This is a genomic window from Pseudomonas cichorii, assembly GCF_003700275.1.
GTDB classification, from domain to species: Bacteria; Pseudomonadota; Gammaproteobacteria; order Pseudomonadales; family Pseudomonadaceae; genus Aquipseudomonas; species Aquipseudomonas cichorii_B.
On record NZ_RBRE01000017.1, the window covers coordinates 88,244 to 114,878 of the forward strand.

Below are 26,635 nucleotides of genomic sequence, written 5' to 3' on the forward strand. Positions count from 1 at the left end.
ATTATTCCTCGACTCTGGAGCGCAACTTCTGAAAGGCCAGACGCAGACATGACTTCACTGTTCCCAGTGGCATGCCGAGGCGTTGGGCGATTTCTCGATGGCTGAGCGCTTCAAAGTAGGACATCCGCAGGACCCTGGCCTGATCGGCAGGCAGGTTCTGGATGGCCGTGTTCAGTTGTTGTTCCTGGCGCTGGCTGTAATCGAGCGACCGGTCGGCAGGCGCCTCCAGCAGCTCAAGTTGTTCCAGCGAGTTCTGCACCACGACCCAGCCACTGTTCTTGCGCACGCTGTCTATGTACAGGTTGCGCGCAATGCGAAACAGCCATGTACCCAGACTGGCCTTGGCCGGATCGAAGGACTCGGCCTTGTGCCACAGTTTGAGCAGCACTTCCTGCATCAGTTCCTCGGCCTGCCCCTCCGGCACTTTCAAACCCTGCAGATAGCGCATCAGGCGCGGGGCGAAGTGATCGTAGATGCGCATGAAGCTGTCGCGGTCCTTTCTGAGGGCCACGGCAGTGACTTCATCGATCCAAAGTCGGGTTACTGGCGAGTCGCTGGGCGTGGGTGACACGTGGCGGAAGGTCCTGATACTGGCAATGCTGCTCATGATCCACCTTCTGGTCGCCGTTGTCTGGTCTGGGACGGGTTGCCTGTGTGTTACGCAAGCTGGACCGGAACGGATCACAAGATGAACTGCTGTAAAAAAATATTCTGACTGGCTGCGATGATAGCTGTATGCCACAGACTATAGGGGCCCGACGACACTGAAAAGCGCGCAAGGATTGAATCGGCTCAAAAGCGGGAAGTTTATTTCAAAGCAGTCTAAGCCACTATCATTTCTGTCAGTGGTCAGGAAGGCGGGATTCATTAACCTGTACATCAGGACGTGACTTCAATTCATCCCTTCGGGAGGTTCTCATGGACATCAACCTTTCGCGCCATTCCATGAAAAGTTATCTGATTCGGCTGACCTTCCTGCTGTTGGTCGTCATCGGTGCAGGCTTGCATGCCACCCCAGGCCGGGCAGATCCTGTCAGCCTGGTCGAATGCATAGGCACTCATCAGGCAAACTGGTCGCCAGGCCTCACCAATACCGAGCATCTGGTCAATGTGTCGACGACCAGCAACTGGAACTGCCTGCTACCCGTGGGCGCCAGCGCATCATCTGTACAAGAGTTTCAGGCGACCTTTTCCTGCCAGTCGCTTTTCCTGCAAACACAGCCCATCACATGGACCATCAAATGGAACGATGGCGTCACCAGCACTTATGAATTCATGGCGCAGGTGAACAATATCCTTAATCTGGAAACCTTCATTATCAGCAATGGCAAGATTACCAACGGACGCTACAAGAATGCCTCTGCGAGGACAGTTTTCGAGCTCAAGAACCTTAAATCCATCTTGAATAACGATTGTAACCAGCCTACGGGCGTTACCCAGGTGAGCGGTGTTGCGAAGCTGGTTATCACACCTTGATCAGCCATGGCAGCACAGGAAGGCTGTGTGCGTTCAACATACAACCTTCCTTGCTGACATCAGGTTTTAAAGCACCACACTCGGCAGCCACAACGAGATGGCCGGAACATAGGTCACCAGCATCAGCACCATGAACAGCGCCACATAGAACGGCAGCAGTGCCTTGACGGTGGCTTCGATGGTGACCTTGCCCACCGCAGCACCAACGAACAGCACCGCACCCACCGGCGGTGTAATCAGGCCGATCCCCAGGTTGACCAGCATGATCATGCCAAAGTGCACCGGATCGACACCGATGCCGACAATCACCGGCAGCAGGATCGGGGTCAGGATCAGGATCAGCGGCGCCATGTCCATCACCGTGCCCAGCAACAGCAGCATGATGTTGATGCACATCAGGATCACATAACGGTTATCCGACAGGGTCAGGAAAGCCGTGGTGATCTTCATGGGGATTTCCATCAGCGTCAGGATGTAACCGAAGCTGGCGGCAAAGCCGATCAGGATCATCACGATGGAAATGGTACGCACCGCCCGATGCATCAACTTGGGCAGGTCGCGCCATTTGTAGTCGCGATAGATGAACATGGTGACGAAGAACGACCAGACCACCGCCACTGCCGCCGACTCGGTGGCGGTGAAAATCCCGCTCAGGATCCCGCCGAGGATGATGACCATGGCCATCAGTCCCCAGAGCGCATCCGCAGCAATCTTCAGCGCCTGGCGCAGTGGAATGACTTCACCCTTGGGGTAGTTGCGCTTGCGGGCGAAGATCATGCACAGGCCCATCATCACCGCGCTGAGCAACAGACCGGGCATGATCCCGGCCATGAACAGCGAAGCGATGGACACCGTGCCGCCTGCAGCCAGCGAATACAGCACCGAGTTATGGCTGGGCGGTGTGAGCAGGGCCTGCACCGAACCGCTGACAGTCACAGCGGTGGAGAAGTCGCGTGGATAACCCTTGCGCTCCATTTCCGGAATCAGCACCGAACCGACCGAAGCGGTATCGGCCACCGACGAGCCCGAAATGGCACCAAAGAAGGTCGACGCGACAATGTTCACCAGCGACAGGCCACCGCGCACGAAGCCCACCAGCACGCCGGCGAACGCCACCAGTCGGCGGGACATTCCGCCTTCGGCCATGATCGCGCCGGCCAGAACGAAGAACGGAATTGCCAGCAGCGAAAACTTGTTCACGCCACCGGCCACTTGAATCATCAGTGCATCGAAAGGGATCTCGATCCACCAGGCCCCGACCAGCGCCGACAGGCCCAACGCATAAGCGACCGGCATGCCCAGCAGAATCAGCGCGATGAAGCTTCCCAGCAATATAAAAGCATCCATTCAGGCAGCCCCTTCGCTTTCTTCCACCAGATCGAAGCGCACGACACGGCGGTGGCTTTGATCACCCAGAAACAGTTTTTCCAGCACGAAGATCAAGGTCAGGATCCCGCCAATCGGGATCGGCAGATAGGAAATCCCCACCCGCAGGGAAGGCATCTCGCCGAGGAACTGATTCCAGGTGGTGGCGCAGAGCTTGAAACCCTTGGTGGTCATGAACACGCAGACCACCGCCATGAGGATTTGCACGACTAGTGCGGCGATTCTGCGCAAATGCGGCGGCAGGCGGTCAGTGGCCATCGATACGGCCATGTGTGCACCGGCGCGGTAGCTGGCCGCGGCGCCGAAGAAGGTGAACACCACCATCAACAGAATCGCGGTGGGCTCCGGCCAACTGGAGCCGCTGCCCAGTACATAGCGGGCAAAGATGCCCCAGGGAATGATCAGACTCATCGTCAGCACCGACAGGCCGGCAATCGCGATGCAGATCTGGTAAAGCACGTCGTTGATGCGCAGCAGCGTATTTTTCATTGGGCTCACCACAGCAGCGGCGAGCGGGCTTTCACCCGCTGCGCAGCGTTATCGAACAAGGGCTTAGTTGGTGCCGACCTTGACGCTCTCGGACTTGACGGCCTCGATTCGGGTAATCAGCTCCTTGTACGGCGCGCCATATTTGTCGCGTACCGGTTGGGTGGCGTCGTAGAAAGCCTTTTTCTGTTCAGGCGTGAGGGTGATGAATTCCACACCGCTCGCCTTGAGTTTTGCCTCGGCTTCGGCCGACTTCTTGTCCCACAGCACGCGCTCTTCCATCTGCGCTTCACGGGCCAGCTTTTTCACCAGCGCCTGCTGCTCGGGGCTGAGCTTTTCCCAGGTGGCCTTGGAGATCACCACAGGCTCGGGCAGGATCAGGTGCTCGGTCAGGGTATAGAACTTGGCATTCTGGTAGTGGTTGTGTTCCAGCAGGGTCGGCGGGTTGTTTTCCGCGCCGTCGATCACGCCGGTCTGCAGGGCACTGAAGATTTCGCCCGTGGCCATGGCAATGCCGTTGCCGCCCATGTCATTGATGGTGTCGATAAAGACCGGATTACCCTGCACGCGGATCTTCATGCCCTTGAGATCGGAGATCTGCCGCACCGGCTTCTTGGTGTAGAGGTTGCGGGTACCGCCATCCATCCAGGCCAGGGCCACCAGGTTGAAGTTCGAGTTGGTGATCTTGTCGAGGATTTCCTGACCGATCTCGCCGTCGATGATTGCCCGCATGTGCGCATGGTCACGGAAGACGAAAGGCAGGTTGAATACGTTGACGTCCGGAACGACGGGACCGACGATGCCCAGGCTGACCCGGGTCATTTGAATGGCGTTGGCCTGGACCTGCTCGATCACTTCCTTCTCCGAGCCCAGCACACCGCCAGCGAACATCTTGAAGCTGATATCGCCGTTGCTTTGTTCCTGCAGTTTCTTGCCCATGTTCTGTTCAGCCACCACCGGCGGATAGCCCGTGGGGTGTACTTCGGCAAATTTGATCTTTATTTCCGCCAGGGCGGCATTCGAGAAGCAAAAGGCCAACGGCAACACGGTGAGGAGGAGCTTGCGTTTGAAATCCATGGAGTTCTCCGATTTTTTTGTTTTTGGTCGGTGCTACGGGATTTTCAGGATCAGTGGATCAACTCAGGAATATAGGCTCCTCCAGCCCGGTAACACCGGGTTTGCAGGCAAACACACCGCCCGCCAGAGGCTGGTCGCCGATGTCGCCGCCAGGGCGAATGGAGGTAATGAACAAGGTGTCGAGACCTGCACCGCCAAAGGCGCACATGGTTGGCTTTTTCACCGGTACGCTCACCGAGCGGTCGAGCTTGCCCTGCGGCGTGAAGCGATGGATCAGCCCGGCATCGTTGCCACAGATCCAGTAACAACCCTCGCTATCGATGGCCGCGCCATCGGGACGGCCCGGATACTCGTTCATGTCCACGAACAGACGGCGGTCATGAGGCGTGCCGCTATCCGTGTCGTAGTCGAAGGTCCAGATTTTCTGCACGCCGGGGTGCGAGTCGGACAGGTACATGGTCTTGCCATCGGGGCTGAACGCCAGGCCGTTGGGCACGATGTAACCTTCCAGTTGGGGACTCAGGGTCTGTTGTCCGGCGCTGTAGCGATACAGCGCTCCGGCTGGCATGCCGGCGGCCATATCGAGCAGCATGGTGCCGGCCCAGAAGCGGCCTTGGCGGTCGCAACGGCCATCGTTGAAACGCATGCCGGGCTGCGCGTGCTCGACGCTGGCCAGAAGGGTGCTGGTCAGACTGTCGTCCGTGCCGGGTTGCAGGTGAAACAGACCGCTTTCCATTCCGGCAATCCAGCCGCCATTGCTGTGGGCTGCGATGCAGGCCAGCATTTGCGGGGCTTTCCAGCTTTGGGTACGGTTATCGGCGGCACTCCAGCGGTACAGGTGTCCCGCCGGAATGTCGACCCAGTAAAGCGCTTGCTCGCGAATGCTCCAGACCGGGCTTTCCCCGGTCGCGTTACGGGCATCGAAGATCAGTTCAGCATCCATGGCAGTCAGATCTCTATGAAGTCTTCTGATGGGTGGAACGATAGTTACTCGTCGCCGAAAGGTCCTGCTGCGACAAAGGCACCGCCCTGATAGACCATGGCCGGATCATCGGCCGCAGGCATCGGTTGCGCTTCCACTTTGGCGCGGAACACTTCGGAGCTGTCCTTGGGGGAATACTCCAGGTGGCTGGCCAGCCGGTTGTCCCACCAGACGGTCTTGTTGTCCGACATCCCGTACACCACGGTATGCCCGACATCAGGCGTATACAGGGCGCGTTCCAGGAGTTGGGTCAGGTCGTCATAGCTGAGCCAGGTGCTCATCATCCGGCGGTTTTGCGGTTCATCGAACGAAGAGCCGATACGAATGCTGACGGTTTCTATGCCATAACGATCGAAGTAGAAACTGGCCATGTCTTCGCCGTAGGACTTGGACAGGCCGTAGTAGCCGTCCGGGCGCCGAGGGGCATGGGCGTCGATGGTCTGGTCTTGCTTGTAGAAGCCGATGACGTGGTTCGAGCTGGCGAAGATCACACGTTTTACGCCGTGACGGCGGGCAGCTTCGTAGATATGGAACACGCCACTGATGTTGGCGCCGAGGATTTCCTCGAAAGGACGTTCGACGGAAACACCGCCGAAATGCAGGATCGCATCCACGCCTTCGACCAGTTGGTGTACCGCCTGTTTATCGGAGAGATCACAGAGGCGGATTTCTTCACTACTATCAATAGCAGGTGCCAGCTGCGCGATATCCGAGAGTCGGAGCGTTTTTGCATAAGGACGCAGCGTTTTACGCAACACCTTGCCCAGGCCTCCTGCCGCACCTGTGAGCAGGAGGCGGTTGAAGGGATTTTGAGTGTGACGAGCTATGGTCATGAGAAAATTCCTTGTTTGTTATTGTTATATGTTGTCGTACAACACCAAAGAGTATTTACAGCATGGCGCGCTTTGTCAACGCATCGGCAAACGATAGCCGGACCGGTGGAGGGAGCAAGTAGACCCATTCATGTCAGAACCCACTGACAACCGCACATCACCCACGCATAGGCCAGTGATGAACACTTTCCAGCACCTCGATACCAACGTTGTCGGACGCGATTTTGCGGTCGGCGATATCCATGGGCATTTCGCGCGCCTGCAGGGGGTTCTGGATCAGATCGGCTTTGATACGGTGATCGACCGGCTGTTTTGCGTCGGCAACCTGATCGATCGCGGCCCGCAAAGCTATCTGGCGCTGGATTGGCTGGACAAGCCATGGTTCTTTGCCGTCCAGGGCAGCCATGAAGCATTGGCCATCGAACATGTCGAAGGCGAACTGCAGGATTACCACCAGTACGTCGCCAATGGCGCAAGCTGGTTTCTGGAACTGCCCGATGAAAGCCAGTGGCACTACGCAGAGCGCTTCGCGCAAATGCCACTCGCACTGGAGGTAGACACGATTCACGGGCTGATCGGGATGGTGCATGCCTGTTGCCCGCTGCCCACCTGGGATCTGCTGCGCTCGGTGCTGCGCGAGGAATTGCCCGGTTTATTGCAGTTGCGCAAATCCTGCCAATGGTCGCGCATGCGCCTGCGTTCGGGAGACACCAGCGGCATCCCGGATCTGCGAGCATTGATTGTCGGACACACGCTGGTGACGCAGGTCGAGATTCTCGGCAATGTCTTTCATATCGATACCGGCGGCTGGCAGGCAGACAGCAGCGGGCACTTCACGGTACTGGAACTCGATACGCTGTACATGCATGAACTCAAATATTCCTGAACAAAGCTCCTTTACGGAATATTTCTCATGACGGCGTAAGGCATACCGAAAGTTCATGTTTCAGCTATGAAACAGTGTGACGGTTTTATGGAATAAACATTAAAAAGCGCAACCATCCATCGCTTCAAAAGGCTGGCTGCGCAAGGGCCTGCCACACTGCCTTTCAGCAGTAAACGGCCATTCGATTCCCAGGCTCCTGAAAATGATCGACGATCCTGAAAAAGGACGCTCAAGTCATATTCATGGTAGTTCGCGCGTAAATGAAGGTTTGACGCCTCCCGTATCCCTGAATGCTTCTGAAGCGATTTCAGAGGCGGTAGCCATCTTTGAAGAAAGTTCAGGGCCGCCGATATTCAACAAGCCGCTCCATGAAAACACTCGTTCGCAAACCCGACCTGATTGCGCCCAGGTTGCCATTCTGCTGTGCACTTTCAATGGCCAGCGTTTTTTGCCCCAACAACTGGAATCCATAAATAACCAGCGTTGGCCGGGCTGGTTCATTGCCCTGTCGGATGATGGTTCCAGCGATAACACCCTTGAGATAGCGAGTCACTATCAAGCCTTGTGGGGAGAAGAAAGAATCAATGTATGGCGCGGGCCAGGGCTTGGTTTTGCGCGCAACTTCATGTCCTTTACCCGCAATCGCACACTGCAGGCTGAGTTCTATGCCTGGTGCGATCAGGACGATATCTGGCACGAAGACAAGTTGCAGGTGGCGATCACCTGGCTGCAAAGCGTGCCGCACGACGAGCCGGCGCTTTATCTGGGGCGCACCGAGCTGATCAGTGAGCAGGGTGAAGTGCTGGGCCACTCACCGCTGTTCGGGCGGCCGCCTTCATTTGCCAATGCTCTGGTGCAGAACATCGGTGGCGGCAACACCATGGTCTTCAACCATGCGGCGCGCTGCCTGTTTCAAGATGCCGCCGAGCGTCTGGCATTGCTGTCGCTGGATATCGTGTCCCATGACTGGTGGGCTTACCTGCTGGTTACCGGCGTGGGCGGCCAGGTGCACTACGAGCCCACGGCTTATGTGGGTTATCGCCAGCACGAGCACAATCTGGTGGGCTCCAACGCCGGCTGGCGGGCGCGGACAGTACGGATTCGCCAGCTGTTCAAAGGGCGCTTTCGGGACTGGAACACCACCAATATCGCCGCACTGGAAGCGGTGCTCCTGTACCTGACAGACGAAAACCGCGACCTGCTGGAACAGCTCAAGGCCTTGCGTTCTCCCTCGTTGAGGGTGCGCCTGGCCAGTCTCAGGCGGACCGACATCTACCGGCAGACAAGGCTGGGCAATCTGGGCCTGCTGGTCGCCGTGCTCCTCAACGTCATGTGACACCTGCCGACGACGCCCCGCTCATTCGCGAAAAAAGTCACCGGAGCCAGAATGCTCAACCCTCATTTGGTCCCTGCCGCTGGCCCGCTGGAACTGATCCGCAGCCTGTGGCATCACCGCCAGCTCATCATGACCATGACCAGACGCGAGGTAGTCGGCCGCTATCGTGGCTCGGTCATGGGTATTGCGTGGTCGTTCTTCAATCCGGTGCTGATGCTGGCGGTCTATACCTTCGTGTTCTCGGAAATCTTTCAGGCGCGCTGGAGCGGGCAGGAAACCGGCAAGGGCGAGTTTGCCATTCTGCTGTTCGTGGGAATGATTGTTCACGGCCTGTTTGCCGAATGCGCAAACCGCTCGGCGTCGCTGATCATTTCCAACAACAACTATGTAAAGAAAGTCCTGTTCCCGCTTGAGATCCTGCCAGTGGTGACATTGGGCTCGGCGATCTTTCATGCGTTGATCAGTCTGCTTGTGCTGTTGCTGGCGCAACTTCTGCTCACGCATACGTTGCCGATAACGGCCATTACCTTTCCGCTGGTCCTGCTGCCCTTGCTGATCGCGACGCTGGGTTTTAGCTGGCTGCTGGCTGCGTTGGGCGTTTACCTCAGGGATGTAGGGCAATTCATTGGCGTACTGACCACGGTTCTGCTGTTCCTGTCTCCCGTGCTGTATCCGGTCGCCGCCTTGCCGGTGGCGTATCAACCCTGGCTGAAACTCAACCCGCTGACGTACATCATCGAGGAAAGCCGCAACGTGCTGTTGTCCGGGCTCTGGCCGCAATGGGACAGCCTGGCACTGGCGCTGCTGGTGGGGTTTGGCTTCGCGGCGCTGGGCTTTGGCTTCTTTCAGAAAACTCGCAAAGGGTTTGCCGATGTCCTCTGATGAAATAGCCATCAGCGTACGCGATGTCTCCAAGTGCTTTTACAGCTACGAGCGGCCCGTGGACCGTTTGCTGCACTCCATCGTGCCCAGAGTACAGTCGCTGCTGGGACGACCCGCCCGAACCTATGGCCGGGAATTCTGGGCGCTGCGCAATATCGATTTTGAAGTCGCCAAAGGCGAAACCGTGGCCGTGGTCGGGCGCAACGGCTCGGGAAAATCGACGCTGTTGCAGATCATCTGCGGCACCTTGATCCCCACCGGCGGAGCAGTCGAAACCCAGGGCCGGGTGGCGGCCCTGCTGGAGCTGGGTTCGGGTTTCAACCCGGAGTTCACCGGCCGGGAGAACGTCTACCTGAATGCTTCGGTGCTGGGCCTGGCGCGCGAAGAAGTCGAGCAGCGCTTCAGTGCGATTGCCGACTTTGCCGATATCGGCGAGTTCATGGATCAGCAGGTCAAGACTTACTCCAGCGGCATGGCGGTGCGCCTGGCCTTTGCAGTGCAGGCCCAGGTCGATCCGCAAGTGCTGATTGTCGATGAGGCGCTGTCGGTCGGCGATGCGAAGTTTCAGGCCAAGTGCTTCGAGCGGCTGCGGCAACTGAAGCAGAACGGCACCAGCATTCTGTTGGTCACCCATGCCAGCGAACAGGTCGTGACCCACTGCAACCGCGCCATTCTGCTGGATAGGGGCCATGTGGAAATGATTGGCGCATCCCGGCCGGTCATCAATCGCTACATGGACCTGCTGTTCGGCCGCGACAGGCGTATCGAACCGCTGCCAAACGCGACGCTGCCGGGCAAGACGCCGGTCGATAAGCGCGAACCCCACGCACCGACCTTGAGCTTCGACCACGACGCCTACAGCTCACGCATGGGTTTCAACCGGCATGAGTATCGCTGGGGCGATGGCGCGGCCAGCCTGCTGGATTTTCATCTGGCCGCCAACGGCAACGAGTTCCCTGCCAGCATCGGGCCGGGTGAAGAGGTCGTGCTGCACCTGGCCATCCGCTTCAACCGCACGATCAGTCATCCGGTGCTGGGGTTCACGATAAAGACCAAGGAGGGCGTCACCGTCTATGGCACCAATTCCTACCTGCTGGGCTGCGCTTCCAGCCAGGACCTGTACAGCGCCGGTTCACATCTCAAGACCCGTATGAAATTCATCAACCGGCTGGCCAGCGGCGACTACTTCATCTCGATAGGCGTCGCCTCCCGGGAAGGGGAAGACATCATTCCCCATGACCGCCGCTATGACTCCATTCACTTCGTTGTCGCTCCGACCACCACGCTGTTCGGCCTGGTCGATCTCGCCATTACGATGGATTTCGACCGGGAACACCACAATGATCGAACTTGAACACAGCGGTTATCGCCAGGATAAAAACACTCGAGTATGGGTACGCCCCGATTATCAGGGGCTGGCCTACAGCGACGGGGACGAAAGCGAAGAACGCCTGGCGCAGATCATCCGTGACGCCACAGACCTGTCGGTGCTGTCCGGCGAATTGAGCAGGCATTGCAGCGACTGGGCATCGCTGTATCACCTGGGCCGGGCACGCGGAAATATCCTGCGCCCCTTTGCACACCTGCTGTCAGGCCGGGTGCTGGAAATCGGGGCTGGCTGCGGCGCCATCAGCCGTTATCTGGGGGAATGCGGCGGCAGCGTCCTGAGCCTGGAAGGCAGCCTGCGTCGGGCCGCCATAGCCGCAAGCCGCACCCGCGACCTGGACAACGTCAGCGTCGTGGCCGAACGCTTCGAGCAGTTCAACCCGGCGCAGCGCTTCGATGTCATTACCCTGATCGGCGTTCTGGAATACGCCAGCATGTTTGCCCGGCAAAGCGATGCCGCCCTGGAAATGCTCAAGCGAGTCAGAAGCCTGCTGGAGCCCGATGGCGTGCTGCTGCTGGCCATTGAAAACCAGCTGGGGCTCAAGTACTTCGCCGGCGCCGCGGAAGACCACCTAAATACGCCGATGTACGGCATTGAAGGTCGCTACCGTGAGCGCGACCCCGAGACGTTCGGCCGCAAGAGCTTGATGGCCTTGCTTGCAGAAGCCGGCTTCAGTCGTTCGGAATGCCTGTTTCCGATGCCCGATTACAAACTGCCCAACTCGATCGTCACCCAGCGCGGTTTTGAACTGGACTGCTTCGATGCGGCGGCCCTGGCCTGGCAGAACGCCAGGAAAGATCCGCAGTTACCCGGCGCCCCCTTGTTCAACCTCGAACGCGCCTGGCCGGTGGTGGTCAGCAACGGTCTGGGCATGGAGCTGGCCAACTCCTTTCTGATCGCCGCGTCCTGTTCGCCATCGCCCGTGGTCGCCCCGGAATTGCTCGCCGCTCATTACAACGTCAATAGACAACCCGGGTACTGCAAACAGACGCTGTTCATCGAAACCGACAGCGGTATTGAAGTGCGGCATGAGCCCTTGCGCGCAGCAACGGCCATTCAGGAAGCAGGCGCCTATCGACATGTGCTTTCGCACATCGACAGGTATCGCCGTGGCCAGGCACTCAGTCAGCAATTCCTGAATATCGCCAGTGCACCCGACTGGACCCTCAAGGACTTCGGGGCTTTCATCTCACGGTATCTGGCAGCACTTGAAACGCTGCTCGAAGAACGCGGCCAGGCAACGCCACTGAACGCCCTGAATCAGCGCCTGCCGGGGCTGTTTATCGATGCCGTGCCGCACAACATTCTGCTCGATGCCCATGCTCATCCGGCCCTGATCGATATCGAATGGGAAGTCACCGAAGGCGTGCTGCTCGGCCATTTGCTGATCCGCGCGATGTTGCTGCTGATCGCCAGCGCCCTGCCATTGAGCCCCGGTGTGATGTCGCTGACACGCCACCAATTCATCATCCACAGCCTGCGTCATGCAGGTCTGGAGATAACCCAGCCGGAGCTGGAAGGCTTCATCGCCAAAGAGGCAGATTTCCAGGCGTTTGCCACCGGCCTGCCAGCGCGGCACTTTCTCAACTGGGAACCCGAGCAGATCGTCAATCCACGAGAGTCCCCTGTGGAATCACGCGTTCTGGCCAAGTTGTACTACAGCGACGAGGCTGGCAACTTCAAGGAGGATTACGCGCTGAGCCTGGAAGTCCTGCCCGGCCACCAACAATTGCAGTTTCCGCTGGCCGCGCTGAAGACCCGCCCGCAGCGGCTCCGGCTCGACCCGGTCGACCGCCATATCGCGTTCGCGGTGGATAACGTGAGGATCCTCAAGGCGCGCACCGAAATCTGGTGCTGGGATGGCGAGCTTGCATCATTGCCTTCGGTATCCGGCCTCATGGAGATCGAAAGAGCCGGCACGTCGGTGCTGTTTATCTGCCTCGACGATGACCCGTATCTGGAACTGCCGGTAGACATGTCACAACTGAGCGATCTGCGCGCCATGGTGCTGAGGCTGGATCTGGTGCTGTACACCGACGAGGTGATCGCCCGGCGCATCAACCGCAATCTCAATTGGGCGCACCAACAGGAGTCTTCGCTACGCACGGCCTTCGAGCCATTGCATGAGCAGATTCAGACCCTCGTACTGCGTATCAATGAGCTTGAGGACAGCCAGCATCTCATCCGCAAGAATATTTCCGATGGCACCCAGGACACTGCCCAGGCCGTAGAGCGCCTGTTGCATGACCATGCGCACCGCACCAATGGCCGCGAGACGCTGATCGCCAGTCTGGAAAATGCGCTGATCAGCCAGCAGGCGGAAAAGGACACCCGCATCCACGTCCTGAACCTGCGCATCAACGAGCTGGAAAACTCCTATAGCCGGCGACTGAGCACTCCGCTGCGGCACTCGGTGATCGCAGCCCATCGTCTGTCACATCGCCTGACCCATCTCTCGAAACGCCTGCCCTCGATTATCCAGCGCGGTGGCGGCTTCGAGGCGACCACTCGACGGGCTGTGCAGGTCTTGCAGGAACATGGCCTGCAAGGCCTGTTCGCACGGATGCGCTGGTTGCTGAACGAAAAGCCCGCCGAACCTGTAAAGGTCGAGATCGACGCAACGCCCGACCGGCATGACTATGCAGCCTGGATCAAGCAGTACGACACCCTCGATGAGCATGATCGCCAGAACATCGCACGGCGCATCGCCAGTTGGGAAAACCCTCCGCTGATCTCGGTCATCATGCCGGTATTCGATCCGCCTCTGGACCTGTTGCGCGAAGCCCTCGACAGCGTGAGAAACCAGCTATACCCGCACTGGGAGCTGTGCATTGCCGACGATGCTTCCAGCAATCCCGCGGTGCAGGAATTTCTCAAGCAGGTGCAGCAACAGAGCCCGCAGATAAAAGTCATATTCCGTCGCACCAACGGCCATATTTCCGAAGCCAGCAACTCGGCGCTGGAAATCGCCCAGGGGCAATACATTGCCCTGATGGACAACGATGACCTGCTGCCTGAACACGCGCTGTATTGGGTGGCCCGTAAAATCATCGAGCATCCCGACGCCGGAATCCTCTATTCGGACGAAGACAAGATCGATCGGCACGGGCAACGCAGCGCACCTTATTTCAAGCCTGACTGGAACGAGTTTCTGTTTCGCTCGCAGAACATGATTTCCCACCTGGGCGTCTACCGGCGTGACCTGGTCGAGCAGGTGGGGCGCTTTCGGGTCAGTTTCGAGGGCTCGCAGGATTACGACCTGGCCTTGCGCTGCAGCGAAAAACTGTCTGCCGATCAGATCATTCATATCAGCCGCGTGCTGTATCACTGGCGCATCCACGCCGGCAGCACCGCCATGGCGCCCGGTGAAAAACCCTACGCGGCCCTGGCTGGCGTGAAAGCCCTGGACGAACACCTGAAACGCACCGCACGCCAGGGCTGGACAGAGTTGCTGCCAATGGGCATGTATCGCGTGCATTACCCGCTGCCGCAGCCTGAACCGCTGGTCAGCCTGATCATTCCGACCCGCAATGCAGGCTCGCTGGTCAAGCAATGCATCGACAGCATCCAGAACCTGACCACCTACCGCGCGTACGAAATCATCGTGGTCGATAACGGTTCCGACGACCCTGAGTCTCTGGCGTATTTCGAGTGGCTGCGCGAGCAAGCGGGTATCAGCGTGCTCAGGGATGACGGTCCCTTCAACTATTCGGCGCTGAACAATCAGGCGGTCAAACTGGCTCGCGGCGAGCTGATCGGCCTGATCAATAACGATATTGAAGTCATCACCCCTGAATGGCTGGAGGAAATGGTTGCACTGGCCCTGCAACCCAATGTCGGGGCGGTCGGTGCCCGCTTGTGGTATCCCGATGAGCGACTTCAGCATGGCGGGGTGATTCTTGGTGTTGGCGGGATTGCCGCTCACTCGCACAAGTTTCTGTCCCGATACGAGTATGGCTATTTCGGGCGAGCGGTATTGATCCAGGAGTTTTCTGCGGTCACGGCCGCCTGCCTGGTGATCCGCAAATCCCTGTTCGAGCAGGTCGACGGTCTGGACGAAAAGAACCTGAAAGTCGCCTTCAACGACGTCGATTTCTGCCTGCGGATCAGAGAAGCCGGATACGTCAACGTGTGGACACCTTTTGCCGAGCTGTACCATCACGAATCCGCGACCCGTGGCTTTGAAGATTCGCCGGAAAAACAACAGCGCTTCAGCCAGGAGATTGGCTACATGCTGGAGCGCTGGCCGAATATAAGAGCCGATTATGCCTACAACCCCAACCTGACCCTGGGACATGAGGATTTCGGTCTGGCCTGGCCTCCGCGTATCGATGAGTGATGCATCAGGGCAGCGGCTTGACCCGGAACCATGCCCAGCCTTTTTCGGCATGCTCGATGGATAGCGATGGGTTCTGGCGTAACAGGGCACTGTCGCTTTCGGGGGCCATGATTCGGGCCGCACCGGTCCTGTTAAAGTCCAGATGCTGCAAATTGACAAGCACCTTGACCACATCGGCCTGCGGCACGGTTATCTGTAGTTCCTCGACAGAGGGCTGACCGAGAAACAGGAGATGCTGATAGCGGTTATAGAGCATCACTTCCCGGCCCTCAGGGTCCAGTCGCCTCCACACGCTGGCCTGGGGGTAATAAAAGACTCCGTTGACCACTTGATTACCCGAGGCGAGCAAAAACATTGCTGGTATCTGTGAGCCAAGCACAAGGACCGGGGCATCGCTCTGTACCGATGGGCTTTTCAAGTATTGCGGCGCAATCGAAAGGGAATGAAAACTCAAGGTGGTCGCCAGTGTCAGTCCCAGATTGAGGCCCAGGAATGCATACGGGCGCCCGACCAGCAGGAAGTAACTACACGCTATGGCCATGAACGTCAGAGCAAGGATGATCGGCATACTCAAACCGGTTGGCAGTGGCTCACCGAATGCCCTGATAGCCACATACACCAGCACAGCCCAAAGCAGCGCGATGCTGCCCATCACGATAGTGTTGTGGCTCCTTGCGAAGGAGGGTATGCGGAGCGGGCGGATCAGCAGGTGAGTGAGGACCAGACAGGCCAAGCCCAGAGCAAGATCGGCTCTTTTGGATGTGACGTAAGACCACAATGAATAGTGGGACAAAGTGCGCCCGACTCCCATCAGCATATAGAGCAGAATGAACCCGATCATGACCGCCACGGCAATTTCCAGGGCCGTCAGTGAGCGTTGTCTGGCCCGCCTGATAAACAGCACCGCCAGTGGCAGGAAAAAGTAGTAAAAAGAGGCCGCTTCGCTCTGGTTGTTAAGCCGCGGCTCGGCATATTGCAGGGTCATGATATTGGTGTAGCCCTTGAGCAGGATATGCCAGGCGATATCGCCTCCCACTTCGATGTTTCTTTGACCGGGGTATACGGTGTGCATCATGGCTTCGATGGCTTCACGTGCACTCAGCCACCAGCTTCCTGCCAGTAAACCCGCCACCAGTAACGCCAGCAGCAGCGCCAGCACCGACTCCAGGGTGATGTTCCTGTACAGCCGGTCGCGTATCGCAACTCCCACGATCAGGGCAATGAACAGATAACCCACCGTTACCTGCCAGGGCGGGTACAGCAGCAGGAAAAAACCGGCGACGGCAACGCCTGCCAGAATGCCCAGCGGTACCAGAAGCCAGCTTTTGCGCGGCTGCAGAATTTTCAGCAGACACAGCAAGGCGATACAGGGAAAGAAAACCGCATAAGCCGGCCAGAATGACCAGGCGACCACATAGGGCGCAGAAACGAATAGCAGGCTGAACAGAAAACCTTGCCTCCAGCGACCGGGCGCCAGGGCGTGCAGGACATGGGCCAGGGCCAGAAAACAGCCGAACAGCGGAAACCACCAGTACCAGGCCAGCGCTCTTTTCAGGTCGAAGACAAAGAAGCCCCAGGTTGCAGGTCTGGCCAGCGCCGACAGGTGCGCAACCGGCAGGCCTGTCATGCCCGCCACCAGCATGTTCTGGCCATCGAGCCCGAGCCTGTCATTGACCACCGGATAACGGGGAACATGCTGATACTGAGCGATGGCCATGGGCGTCAGGACCAGCCACTCATCACTACGTATCGCTTGTTCGCTGCCCCACACGCGAGTCATGTCTGCCTCGATGAAAGGCGACTGGCGCAACCCCAGATTCAGGGAGGAACCGCTCAACCCCAACGTCGTGAACAGCATGAACACGAGCAATACGCAGCAGCTGAACAGCAGCGGTTCTTGCAGATCGATTTTCAGCCGGGCCTTGATGCTGCGCCTGAGCAGATCTGTCCTGATGAAGCAGATCACCAGCGCAGACAGGGCAGCCAGCATCATGAGTTTGATCAGCGCAATTCCCATCGCTTTCGCCTCCCGGCCGTCATGAATAGGCAGTGATAACGATGCCGGTCATGATGGTGGCAACGCCGATGAAATATTGAATGTGGAACCGCTCACCGAATACGAAATGGCTGGCGATGGGCACGATGACAAATGCCAGGGCCATCAGCGGATAGATCTTGCCCAGCTCGGCTTTCTGCAGAACGGCGATCCAGGCAATGGTGGTAATGCCGTACAGGAACAGCGACAGGAAAAACCAGGCGAGCATGACCGGATCGAACAGATCGCCGTTCTGGCGAAAGATCTGCGCCGTCATCTTGAACAGTATCTGACCTATGGAAATCCCCAGCACACAGGCAAACGCCATGAGGTAAGTCGCCATGCTAGAGCTCCCGGGCGAGGAATTTTTTCTGCAGATGAATGGGGCGTTTGGGCACGGACTGAATGTCGTAGCCGACAAACGCCAGGATGAACTGAATACCGACCAATACCGGCAACGCCGATAACATCACCGTGCCGGGCGAAGTCGCAACGCCCGTACGCAGGGAAAGCGCCCAGTGAAAGGCGCCAAAGAGCGTACCGAAACCCAGCAACAGAATACCGATGGGAAGCTCGAAGGACGCCAGTGACATGTCGCGCAGGTAGTAGTTATAAAACAGGCGCTTGAACATGTTGCGCAGGTGCTTGCCGATGAACTCGCCAAGGATCGCGGATATCCGGAGGTTGCTGACCTCATCGCCATAGCGGGCACTCATCGGAATATCCACCACCACGGCGCGCAGGGTGCCAAGACGAAACAGCATATCGGTCTCGAAGAAATAGCGCGGGCTGATCTTGCTCATCGGCAGGTGCCGGACGACATCGCTGTGAATGGCGGTATAGCCATTGGTGGGATCGAAAAGATCCCAGTACCCCGACGACAGTTTGCTCATCAACGAGAGCACTGTGTTGCCGAAAATCCGCAGGCCGGGCATGCGGCTTATTTCTTCCAGATTGAAAAACCGATTGCCCTTGGTGTAATCCGCCTCGCCTGTCTCTATCGGTGCGGTAAAGGCGGGAATCAGGGCCGGGTTCATTTGCCCGTCGCCATCCACTTTGACAATGATATCCATGCCGTCGGCCAGGGCCGCGGCATAACCCACCATGACAGTACCGCCCACGCCAAGATTGACGGAGTTGAATATCACCCTGACCCGCCGATCAGCGCATCGCTGCTCGACTTCATGGCCGGTTCCCTGGGGACAGCAGTCATCCACAACATAAATCCGGCTGACGCTGTCCCCTATCTCGGCGATCACTTGCAGAATATGGTTTTTCACATTGAAGCAGGGGATAACCACTGCGGTCCTGAGAACAGGAGTGATGAGGTCGTAAGTCGTCATGAAGTTTGCCTGACTGTCGCAGAAGGGTTATCGGACACGGCTGATGCGCTACAGTTAAGTTCAGCTAAGCGAAGAATTCCATATTCAGAAGTGTCATATAAGAACAGCAGTGTTAGATAATTATATTTGAAACACCGTTAATATTTCTGACAGTAACACGTGTTTTACAGATAGTGCGCAGTGCTTCCAGCTTTTAACTTCCCAACCCATAGCTGAACCACTTATATGAATACACCCTCTGAAATCGATATTTCAGGCCTAAGGTGTTACGACAGGATTGTCGATGATGTGACCTATAGCGTTCCACGCGGTATCACTCGTGAAACACGCGGGCGAGTCTGGATCGTGCGCGTCCTGAAAAATAAACATGTCCTGGTTTCGGCCCGCTTCACGGATCTGCGTTTCGGCGGAACCCGACGCGCCCTGGATGCCGCCATCATTCACTTGCTGCATAGCGGTCATGCCTGGCGCCGCGACGATGTCCTGCAGTTGACCGAACATGCCACCGCCCACTGGCGCAAGAGGAGTGGCGCCGGTCTGTGTGCTGTCGCTTATGTGCCGAAGCAGGGTCCGGGGCGCGGCGAAACCTTTTTCCTGTCCACTTACAAGCGGGTTGCCAGTGGTCGGGGCATGGGCAAGCTACGCTCCAAACTGGTTGAAGTGCTGGAAAACGCCTATGAAATGGAAGAGGGGATTGCGACGATTCCCTATTCCGCTCAGAAGAAGATTCGCCACGAGGTCGATCAGTTGTTTGAAAGCGAGCAGTTCCAGGCTTTTCTTGAGGCGGGAAGAAGAAAGGCGGATCACATTGCCGTGACCGAGTATATCGAGAAGCTGGAACGGGACCAGGGTCCCTAGACACCCGGCGGGTATTAACTTGTTGTCTGCTCGTACATTCAAGCTCTACACCGGCTCTGTTTTACCTTTTGTTTACATTCAACCGGTTGAGTCGACTCTGGCAAGACGAGGATAATTCTCCCGGTATCGAACATCTGATATGTCGCTTGTTTTCCTGTGTTGAGTTACGCCCTCGACTCATGTTCCCGGTATTTGTCTGTTGGTATCGCTTACACCTTTTACAAGAGTCTTCACCCCCCCAGGAAAGTTGATCATGGCAAAACTGACCTGCATGGCCAGAACTACGCAATTGCGCTGCTACGACCGGATTGTGGATGGCATCACCTACTGCGTTCCACGAGGCATCAGCCGTGAGGTACGCGGCAATGCCTGGCTCGTGAAGGTCATCAGGAACAAACAGAATGTGCTGCTGGCGCGCTTTACCGACCCGTCTTTCGGCGGCACGCGCAAAGCCCTGGAAAGCGCCATCATTCACTTGCGCCATAGCGGTCTGGCGTGGCATGCAGGCGACGTATTGCACCTGGACGACCGTGCCACCGTGCATTGGCGCAAGAGAAGTGGCGTCGGGCTGTGTGCGGTCGCCTACGTGACGAGCAACAAGCCCGGGCGTGGTGAAACCTTCTTCGTCTCGACTTACAAGCGGGTCGAAAGCGGTCGGGGCATGGAAAAGCTGCGCAGCAAACTGATCGAGACGCGGGAGTGCTCTTACACCACCGAACACGAAGCTGCATTCGTGCCTGAAGCGGTACGCCACACGCTGAGTCTTGAAATCGATGCATTGCTGCACAGCGATGACTTCCAGACCTTTCTCGAAGCCGGGAAACGCAAGGCCGATCAGATCGCCGTCGATCAATACGTGGACGCGATCACCGGCGCCGAATAAAGCTAACCCCAAGGCCCGCAGGCCCTGGGCACGGTCGGTCAGACCCGGAAGCGGCTGACCATTGTCTGCAACTGGTTGCCCAGACGCGCCAGTTCGATACTGGAAGCGGCGGTTTCCTCACTGGCCGAAGCGGTCTGCTCGGAAACATCGCGCACATTGACAATGCTGCGGGTGATTTCATCGGCCACGGCGCTTTGTTGCTCAGCAGCCGCAGCAATCTGCTGGTTCATCGACTGGATGCTCGACACCGTCTGGGTGATATTCCCCAGCGATGCGCCGGCCTTGCGGCTCAGCGACACACTGCTGGCCGTCAGTTCGCGGCTGCTGAGCATGATGCTCGATACCTGACGAGTACCGTTCTGCAGACCCGCCACCAGATTTTCGATTTCCTCGGTGGACTGCTGGGTGCGTTGCGCCAGGCCGCGCACTTCATCGGCCACCACTGCGAAGCCGCGACCCGCTTCACCGGCCCGCGCAGCTTCAATGGCCGCGTTGAGCGCCAGCAGGTTGGTCTGTTCGGCGACGGCCTTGATCACATCCATGACCTTGCCGATCTTGTCGCTTTCCTGCTCCAGCTCGCTCATGGCATCCGCCGAGCGACCCACTTCCTTGGCCAGACGCTCGATCTGGGCAATCGCCTCACCCACAACCCTGTCACCGTCGCGGGCTTCGCGGTCGGCGCTGGATGCCGCTTGCGAAGCCTGTTCGGCGTTATGCGCAACTTCCTGGACGGTGGCCGACATTTCGTTCATGGCGGTGGCCACCTGATCGGTTTCGACCTTCTGGCTGTTGACCCCGGCACTGGTCTGCTCGGTCACCGCCGACAGCTCTTCGGCAGCGCTGGCGATCTGGGTCACGCCATCGCGGATCCCGACAATCAGGTCGCGCAAGGTGGCATTCATGCGCTGCACACCTTGTTGCAGAACGCCCAATTCATCGCGGCGGGTCACGCTGATATTGCGCGACAGATCGCCCGATGCGATGCGGTCCACTTCAATCAGGGTTTCCTCCAGCGGACGGGTGATCTGGCGGGTGATAATCAGCGCCGCGAGAATGCCCAGCACCAGCGCCAACAAGGTGCAACCGATCTGCATGTTACGTGCATGCTCACTGTCTTCCTCGCCACGGCTGGCCTGGAGTTCATACAGCGCCTCGCTGACCTTGGCCATCGCCACGCCTTGCTCGGTATTCTGCTTGCGCGCCGTATTGATCGCCGCATTGGCAGTCTTGAAGTTATCCACAGTCTGGCGATAACTGATGATGGCATTTTCCAGTTGCTGGAGTTCATCGCCATAGCTGCCAGCGAATGCGGCCTTGAGCGGCACCATCCCTTGCAAGGCGGTGCCGAGCTGCCGATAGGCGTTGTTTTCTGTGGTTTCGTTGGGATTGCCGGTGTAGCCACGGACTTCATAACGGATCAGGGCCAGGTTTTCCTTGGCCTTGAGAATGGCTTGATAACGCTCGAAGCGGCGCTCGTCGGCAGGCGACATGTTGATCACATCGTCGATGATCCGGCCAATGATTTCCGCGCCTTTGACGGCGTGCACGCCCATGGTCTTACGCAGTGCCGCATCGGCGCGGTAAGCCTCGCGCATCCGGTCATACGACTGCTGGTATTGCGTAGCGAGGCTGTTCAGTTGCTGCAGTTTTTCCTGATTGCTCGGAAAACTGAAGATCGGAAGCGCTGCGTTGAGTTTTGCCTTGAGGCGCTCCAGAGCGGCCTGAGCCACATCGCCCATCTTCTCGTCACCATTCTCGGTCACGTATTGCAGACGTCTGAGGCGCAGTTCACTCATATCGGCATTGATACTCATGATGTCGGCCACGCGCTCGCTACGCTCGATCAGGCTGCCCAGGCCACCCCAGCCAGTCAGTGCCAGAAGGCACGTCAGGATGAGCACCACGCCAAACCCCACGGCCAGTTTCAATTTGACACTGATGTTCGCAAACCATGTATTCATGACAATCCTTCGATTTTCCGGGCAGCCGCCAGAACGTTTTGAACCCGCAACCCGTTGTCCAGCAAGTGGGCGTTTGCAACTAACAGATTGATATAGATGATTACATGAATAACAGAAAGGATGGCTTGTGGCCATTAATTAGTAGGTAAACTTTAGTCTGAGCAAAGGCGCCAAAAGGCTGAAATAGAGCGGTTGCCGCTCAGAAAGCACTGAGCCCGGCAAAGGCCGGGCTCAGGATCAAGCGGGGGCTATCAGACGCGGAAGTGGCTGACCATCATCTGCAGTTGTCCGCCAAGACGGGCAAGTTCAACGCTGGAAGCGGCCGTTTCTTCACTGGCCGAAGCGGTCTGCTCGGAAACATCGCGCACATTGATAATGCTGCGGCTGATTTCCTCGGCCACGGCGCTTTGCTCTTCAGCGGCCGCCGCGATCTGCTGGTTCATCGCCTGGATGTTGGACACGGTCTGGGTAATGTTGCCCAGCGATACGCCGGCCTTGCGACTCAGCGAAACACTGCTGGCCGTCAGTTCGCGGCTGCTGAGCATGATGCTCGACACCTGGCGAGTACCGTTCTGCAGACCCGCCACCAGACTTTCGATTTCCTCGGTCGACTGTTGGGTACGCTGGGCCAGGCCACGCACTTCATCAGCCACCACCGCAAACCCGCGACCTGCCTCACCGGCCCGCGCAGCTTCGATAGCCGCGTTGAGCGCCAGCAGGTTGGTCTGTTCAGCCACGGCCTTGATCACGTCCATGACCTTGCCGATCTTGTCGCTTTCCTGTTCCAGCTCGCTCATCGCGTCAGCCGAACGGCCCACTTCAGTGGCCAGACGCTCGATCTGGGCAATCGCTTCACCCACCACCTTGTCACCGTCACGGGCTTCACGGTCCGCATTGGAGGCCGCATGCGAAGCCTGCTCGGCGTTGCGGGCAACTTCCTGAACAGTGGCCGACATCTCATGCATGGCTGTCGCCACCTGATCGGTCTCGACCTTCTGGCTGTTGACCCCGGCACTGGTCTGTTCGGTCACGGCCGACAGTTCTTCGGCAGCACTGGCAATCTGGGTCACGCCATCGCGAATCCCGGTAATCAGATCACGCAGCGTGGTGCCCATGCGCTGGATACCTTGTTGCAGGATGCCCAGTTCGTCGCGACGGGTCACCGCCATGGTCTGGGTCAGATCGCCCGAAGCGATGCGATCCACCACTGCCATGGTTTCCTGCAATGGGCGGGTGATCTGACGGGTGATGATCACTGCAGCCAGGATGCCCAGGACCAGCGCCAGAATGGTGCAGCCGATCTGCATGTTGCGAGCCTGTGCGCTCTCCATGTCACGACGATCCAGCTGGATCTGATACATGTCTTCGCTGATCTTGACGATGTCCTGGCCCTGAACCGTCATTTCCTTGCGGGCCTGAACGATATCGGCATTGGCAGACTTGAAGTTCTGCAGCGCGGCACGGTAGTTGAGCAGCACGGTTTCCAGTTGCTTCAGACGATCGGCATGCACACCGCTCAGGGTGGCCTTGAGCGGAGCCAGCCCCTTGATCGCATCGTCCAGTTGGCTAATGGCTTTCTGTTCGGTTTCAGGCGTTACGTCTGCGGCATAGCCACGAACTTCGTAGCGCACCAGCATCAGGTCTTCCTTGGAATTGATGATGCTTTCGTACTGGTTGAAACGGGTTTCGTCAGCAGGGTCCAGCTTTTTGACATCGGCCAGGATCTGCTCGATCAGGTCGGCACCCTTGACGGCATTGACGCTCATTTCGGTGCGCATGGCAGTGCTGGTGCGGTAACCATTGCGCATGTTGTTCAAGGATTTCTGATAATCGCCGATCACAACACCGAGCTTTTCAAGAAGCCTGACGTTTTCCGGGCTCTTGAAGCTTTTGAGCAATTTTTCCTGATAGCCCTTGAAGCCGTCGAGGGAAACCTGAACGGTTTCGGCTACCTTTTCGTCACCATTGGCTACCATGTATTGCAGGCGCGTCACCCGCAATTTGGTCAGTTGGGAGTTGAGCGAGGTTATATCGCTCATCCAGTTACTGCGGTCGATCAACCCACTGAGGCTGGTCCAGCCAGTCAGGGCAAGAATGGCAGTAAAAACAAGTACTAGACCGAACCCAAGGGCCAGTTTCATATTTACGCTGATGTTAGCAAACCAGCTATTCATCGACTTTCTCCAGGATCGTCTAGTTTCAAATTATGGCCGCTGGAAGGTTGTTGTTTTAGGTCGCAGCAAGGGCAATACGTAATGACGCTATCGGCAGATCACCGCCGACCTGAAATAAAAAAATGAGGAAGTTGAAAAAACAATCGCCAACCTTTCACGAACCTTTCATTCGCTGAAGACCACGTTTATAAAGGCATGCAGAGAATGATTATCGTCATACCCTGTCATAAAAAAGACGCCAGAAATCTGCCTACAATGGATCCAAACAAGACCTATTTTCGCGTGTGGGTATATAGTAGTTTAGTGATAGCGAATAGAACGCCCCTATAAAAACAAAGTACCCAAACATCCAAAATCTATTATTTTCTGCCGAGATTTATTGTAATGAGCTTGAAGTTCCGTCATAAAATTCTGTTAGCGGCATCGGGTGTCGTGGTATTGGCATTCGCATTGTTCACCTTCTATAACGATTACCTGCAACGCACGACCATTCGTCAGAATCTTGAAACATCGGTCGGGCAAGCCGGCGAGTTGACTGCCAGCAGTGTTCAGAACTGGCTCAGCGGGCGCATTCTGGTGCTGGAAAACCTCACTCAGGATGTTGCCTATCAGGGCATAGGCAGCGACCTGAGTGGACTGGTGTCGCAGTCCTCTCTGGTTTCCACCTTTCAGTTCACTTATGTCGGTGACAGCAAAGGCACGTTTACCCAACGCCCGAATGTCGAGATGCCGGCAGGTTACGACCCACGTCAACGGCCCTGGTACAAATCCACTGTCGAAGCGGGCAAGACCATCCTCAGCGCGCCCTATCTGGCCTCGGTGGGCGGCCTGGTGGTCACTATCGCCAGCCCGATCAAGTCAGGCGGCCAGGTTTCCGGCGTGGCCGGTGGCGACCTGAGCCTCGAGACGCTGGTCAAGATCATCAACTCTGTCGAGTTCGGCGGTATCGGTTATGCCTTTCTGGTCAGCGGCGACGGCCAGGTCATCGTCAGCCCGGACAAGGATCAGGTGCTGAAGAACCTCAAGGACATCTATCCCGGCCAGACCCTGAGCCTGGATAAAAAGCTGCGTGAGGTGAAGCTCAACGGCCAGGAGCGAATCCTGTCCTTCACGCCGATTACCGGCTTGCCGTCTGCCGACTGGTACATCGGCCTGAGCATCGACAGAGACAAGGCCTATGCCCCGCTGAGCCAGTTCCGTAGCTCCGCGCTGGTCGCGGTGCTGATTGCCGTTGCCGTGATTGCCTTGCTGCTGAGCCTGCTGATCCGCGCCTTGATGCGCCCACTGACCGACATGGGCCGCGCCATGCAGGATATCGCTCAGGGTGAAGGTGATCTGACACGCCGCCTGCAGATTCAGGGCAAGGACGAGTTCGCCGAGCTTGGCGGCTCCTTCAACCAGTTCGTCGAGCGCGTACACGCCTCGATTGCCGAAGTATCGTCGGCAACGCTCCAGGTGCATGACCTGTCGCGGCGCGTAGTGGAATCATCCAACGCCTCGATCACAGGCTTCGATGAGCAAAGCGCGCGCACCAATAGCGTTGCAGCAGCGATCAACGAGATGGGTGCTGCCACCCAGGAAATTGCCCGCAATGCGTCCGATGCGTCTGCCCAGGCCAGCGAAGCCCGTGAACAGGCCGAAGACGGCCGGATCGTGGTGGAGAAGACGATCAGCGCCATGAGCGAGCTGTCGAGCAAGATCAGCGACTCCTGCAGCAGAATCGAAACGCTCAATGCCAGCACCGACAACATCGGGCACATTCTGGACGTCATCAAGGGCATCTCGCAGCAGACCAACCTGCTGGCCTTGAATGCTGCCATCGAGGCTGCACGCGCTGGCGATGCCGGACGCGGTTTTGCCGTGGTTGCCGATGAGGTGCGCAACCTGGCGCATCGCACCCAGGTTTCAGCCGACGAGATTCACAAGATGATCGGTGAACTGCAGTCCGGTTCCCAGCAAGCGGTCCTGAACATGAATGAAAGCCAGGCGTCCAGTCAGGACAGCGTTGAGGTTGCCAACCAGGCAGGTAATCGTCTGCTGGATGTCACCCGGCGCATCAGTGAAATCGACGGCATGAACCAGTCGGTCGCCGCGGCTACCGAAGAACAGACCGCCGTGGTGGAAACCCTGAACGTGGACATCAATCAGATCAACACCCTCAATCAGCAGGGTGTGGCCAACCTGAATGAAACCCTCAAGGATTGCGCAGCGCTGTCGCAACAGGCAGGGCGCCTGAAGCAACTGGTGGACAGCTTCAAGATCTGATCATGGAACCCCATCAGCCGCTTTTCCTGCTGCCAGGAAGCGGCTG

The 26,635-nt window shown here is 57.7% G+C and carries 20 protein-coding genes and 1 pseudogene; 9 read left to right on the forward strand and 12 right to left on the reverse strand.

Annotated features, from left to right (window positions below; translation table 11 throughout):
* Window position 1: 1 nt before the first annotated feature.
* Window positions 2–511 carry a sigma-70 family RNA polymerase sigma factor gene (locus ALQ04_RS05335; protein WP_183142117.1) on the reverse strand — a complete coding sequence of 170 codons (510 nt, stop codon included), beginning with the start codon at window positions 509–511 and terminating at the stop codon, window positions 2–4.
* A 407-nt stretch (window positions 512–918) separates the two neighbouring features.
* Here ALQ04_RS05335 and ALQ04_RS27135 point away from each other — a divergent pair, with 407 nt between their 5' ends.
* A complete protein-coding gene (locus ALQ04_RS27135) occupies window positions 919–1,476 on the forward strand; it encodes a hypothetical protein (RefSeq protein WP_259644923.1) in 558 nt (185 codons plus the stop codon).
* A gap of 66 nt (window positions 1,477–1,542) precedes the next feature.
* Here ALQ04_RS27135 and ALQ04_RS05350 read toward each other — a convergent pair whose 3' ends face one another.
* From ALQ04_RS05350 to ALQ04_RS05370, 5 genes are all read right to left on the reverse strand, one after another.
* Window positions 1,543–2,823 (reverse strand): TRAP transporter large permease, encoded by a 1,281-nt coding sequence (locus ALQ04_RS05350; RefSeq protein WP_122314807.1) that lies wholly within the window; start codon window positions 2,821–2,823, stop codon window positions 1,543–1,545.
* A complete protein-coding gene (locus ALQ04_RS05355; RefSeq protein ID WP_122314808.1) occupies window positions 2,824–3,351 on the reverse strand; it encodes a TRAP transporter small permease in 528 nt (175 codons plus the stop codon).
* Window positions 3,352–3,414: 63 nt separating this feature from the next.
* Complete coding sequence (locus ALQ04_RS05360) at window positions 3,415–4,425, reverse strand: TRAP transporter substrate-binding protein (RefSeq protein ID WP_122314809.1); 1,011 nt, start codon at window positions 4,423–4,425, stop codon at window positions 3,415–3,417.
* Window positions 4,426–4,483: 58 nt separating this feature from the next.
* Window positions 4,484–5,368 carry a glucurono-1,5-lactonase gene (locus tag ALQ04_RS05365; protein WP_122314810.1) on the reverse strand — a complete coding sequence of 295 codons (885 nt, stop codon included), beginning with the start codon at window positions 5,366–5,368 and terminating at the stop codon, window positions 4,484–4,486.
* Between the two features lie 44 nt (window positions 5,369–5,412).
* A complete protein-coding gene (locus ALQ04_RS05370; RefSeq protein ID WP_122314811.1) occupies window positions 5,413–6,240 on the reverse strand; it encodes an NAD(P)-dependent oxidoreductase in 828 nt (275 codons plus the stop codon).
* 178 nt (window positions 6,241–6,418) lie between these two features.
* On the opposite strand from ALQ04_RS05370, the gene ALQ04_RS05375 reads away from it, so the two are divergent.
* From ALQ04_RS05375 to ALQ04_RS05395, 5 genes are all read left to right on the forward strand, one after another.
* The gene (locus ALQ04_RS05375) at window positions 6,419–7,126 is read left to right on the forward strand and encodes a metallophosphoesterase (RefSeq protein ID WP_122314812.1); all 708 of its coding nucleotides are present in this window, start codon (window positions 6,419–6,421) and stop codon (window positions 7,124–7,126) included.
* A 421-nt stretch (window positions 7,127–7,547) separates the two neighbouring features.
* Entirely contained in the window at window positions 7,548–8,462 is a 915-nt protein-coding gene (locus ALQ04_RS05380; protein ID WP_259644941.1) for a glycosyltransferase, read from the forward strand.
* A 51-nt stretch (window positions 8,463–8,513) separates the two neighbouring features.
* Window positions 8,514–9,344: an ABC transporter permease gene (locus ALQ04_RS05385; RefSeq protein ID WP_122314814.1), complete on the forward strand. Its 831-nt coding sequence runs from the start codon at window positions 8,514–8,516 to the stop codon at window positions 9,342–9,344.
* On the forward strand, window positions 9,334–10,698 hold the full coding sequence (locus tag ALQ04_RS05390) for an ABC transporter ATP-binding protein (protein WP_122314815.1): 1,365 nt from the start codon (window positions 9,334–9,336) through the stop codon (window positions 10,696–10,698). The genes ALQ04_RS05385 and ALQ04_RS05390 overlap by 11 nt, the downstream gene beginning before the upstream one ends.
* Complete coding sequence (locus tag ALQ04_RS05395; RefSeq protein WP_122314816.1) at window positions 10,685–15,070, forward strand: glycosyltransferase; 4,386 nt, start codon at window positions 10,685–10,687, stop codon at window positions 15,068–15,070. The genes ALQ04_RS05390 and ALQ04_RS05395 overlap by 14 nt, the downstream gene beginning before the upstream one ends.
* Window positions 15,071–15,074: 4 nt before the next feature.
* Here the strand turns inward: ALQ04_RS05395 and ALQ04_RS05400 are convergent, their stop codons facing one another.
* Genes ALQ04_RS05400 through ALQ04_RS05410 form a run of 3 tightly spaced genes read right to left on the reverse strand, consistent with a single transcriptional unit; the run spans window position 15,075 to window position 18,448 of the window.
* On the reverse strand, window positions 15,075–17,087 hold the full coding sequence (locus ALQ04_RS05400; RefSeq protein WP_122314817.1) for a hypothetical protein: 2,013 nt from the start codon (window positions 17,085–17,087) through the stop codon (window positions 15,075–15,077).
* Window positions 17,088–17,106: 19 nt separating this feature from the next.
* Window positions 17,107–17,448, reverse strand: a complete 342-nt coding sequence (locus ALQ04_RS05405; protein ID WP_122314818.1) for an EamA family transporter — start codon at window positions 17,446–17,448, stop codon at window positions 17,107–17,109.
* A 1-nt stretch (window position 17,449) separates the two neighbouring features.
* Window positions 17,450–18,448 (reverse strand): glycosyltransferase family 2 protein, encoded by a 999-nt coding sequence (locus ALQ04_RS05410; RefSeq protein WP_122314819.1) that lies wholly within the window; start codon window positions 18,446–18,448, stop codon window positions 17,450–17,452.
* Window positions 18,449–18,736: 288 nt separating this feature from the next.
* Between ALQ04_RS05410 and ALQ04_RS05415 the strand changes: the two genes are divergently transcribed.
* Together ALQ04_RS05415 and ALQ04_RS05420 are read left to right on the forward strand one after the other, a co-directional pair.
* Window positions 18,737–19,306 carry a hypothetical protein gene (locus tag ALQ04_RS05415; RefSeq protein ID WP_259644926.1) on the forward strand — a complete coding sequence of 190 codons (570 nt, stop codon included), beginning with the start codon at window positions 18,737–18,739 and terminating at the stop codon, window positions 19,304–19,306.
* 253 nt (window positions 19,307–19,559) lie between these two features.
* Window positions 19,560–20,189: a hypothetical protein gene (locus tag ALQ04_RS05420; protein WP_259644927.1), complete on the forward strand. Its 630-nt coding sequence runs from the start codon at window positions 19,560–19,562 to the stop codon at window positions 20,187–20,189.
* A gap of 38 nt (window positions 20,190–20,227) precedes the next feature.
* Here ALQ04_RS05420 and ALQ04_RS05425 read toward each other — a convergent pair whose 3' ends face one another.
* From ALQ04_RS05425 to ALQ04_RS27615, 3 genes and pseudogenes are all read right to left on the reverse strand, one after another.
* Entirely contained in the window at window positions 20,228–22,150 is a 1,923-nt protein-coding gene (locus ALQ04_RS05425; protein ID WP_122314821.1) for a methyl-accepting chemotaxis protein, read from the reverse strand.
* A 251-nt stretch (window positions 22,151–22,401) separates the two neighbouring features.
* Window positions 22,402–23,319, reverse strand: a complete 918-nt coding sequence (locus tag ALQ04_RS27610; RefSeq protein WP_409077238.1) for a methyl-accepting chemotaxis protein — start codon at window positions 23,317–23,319, stop codon at window positions 22,402–22,404.
* Window positions 23,305–24,324: pseudogene (locus ALQ04_RS27615) on the reverse strand (methyl-accepting chemotaxis protein); the annotation flags it as partial. The gene ALQ04_RS27610 and the pseudogene ALQ04_RS27615, both read right to left, overlap by 15 nt.
* A 384-nt stretch (window positions 24,325–24,708) precedes the next feature.
* On the opposite strand from ALQ04_RS27615, the gene ALQ04_RS05435 reads away from it, so the two are divergent.
* On the forward strand, window positions 24,709–26,589 hold the full coding sequence (locus tag ALQ04_RS05435; protein WP_122314823.1) for a methyl-accepting chemotaxis protein: 1,881 nt from the start codon (window positions 24,709–24,711) through the stop codon (window positions 26,587–26,589).
* The last annotated feature ends 46 nt before the right edge of the window (window positions 26,590–26,635 follow it).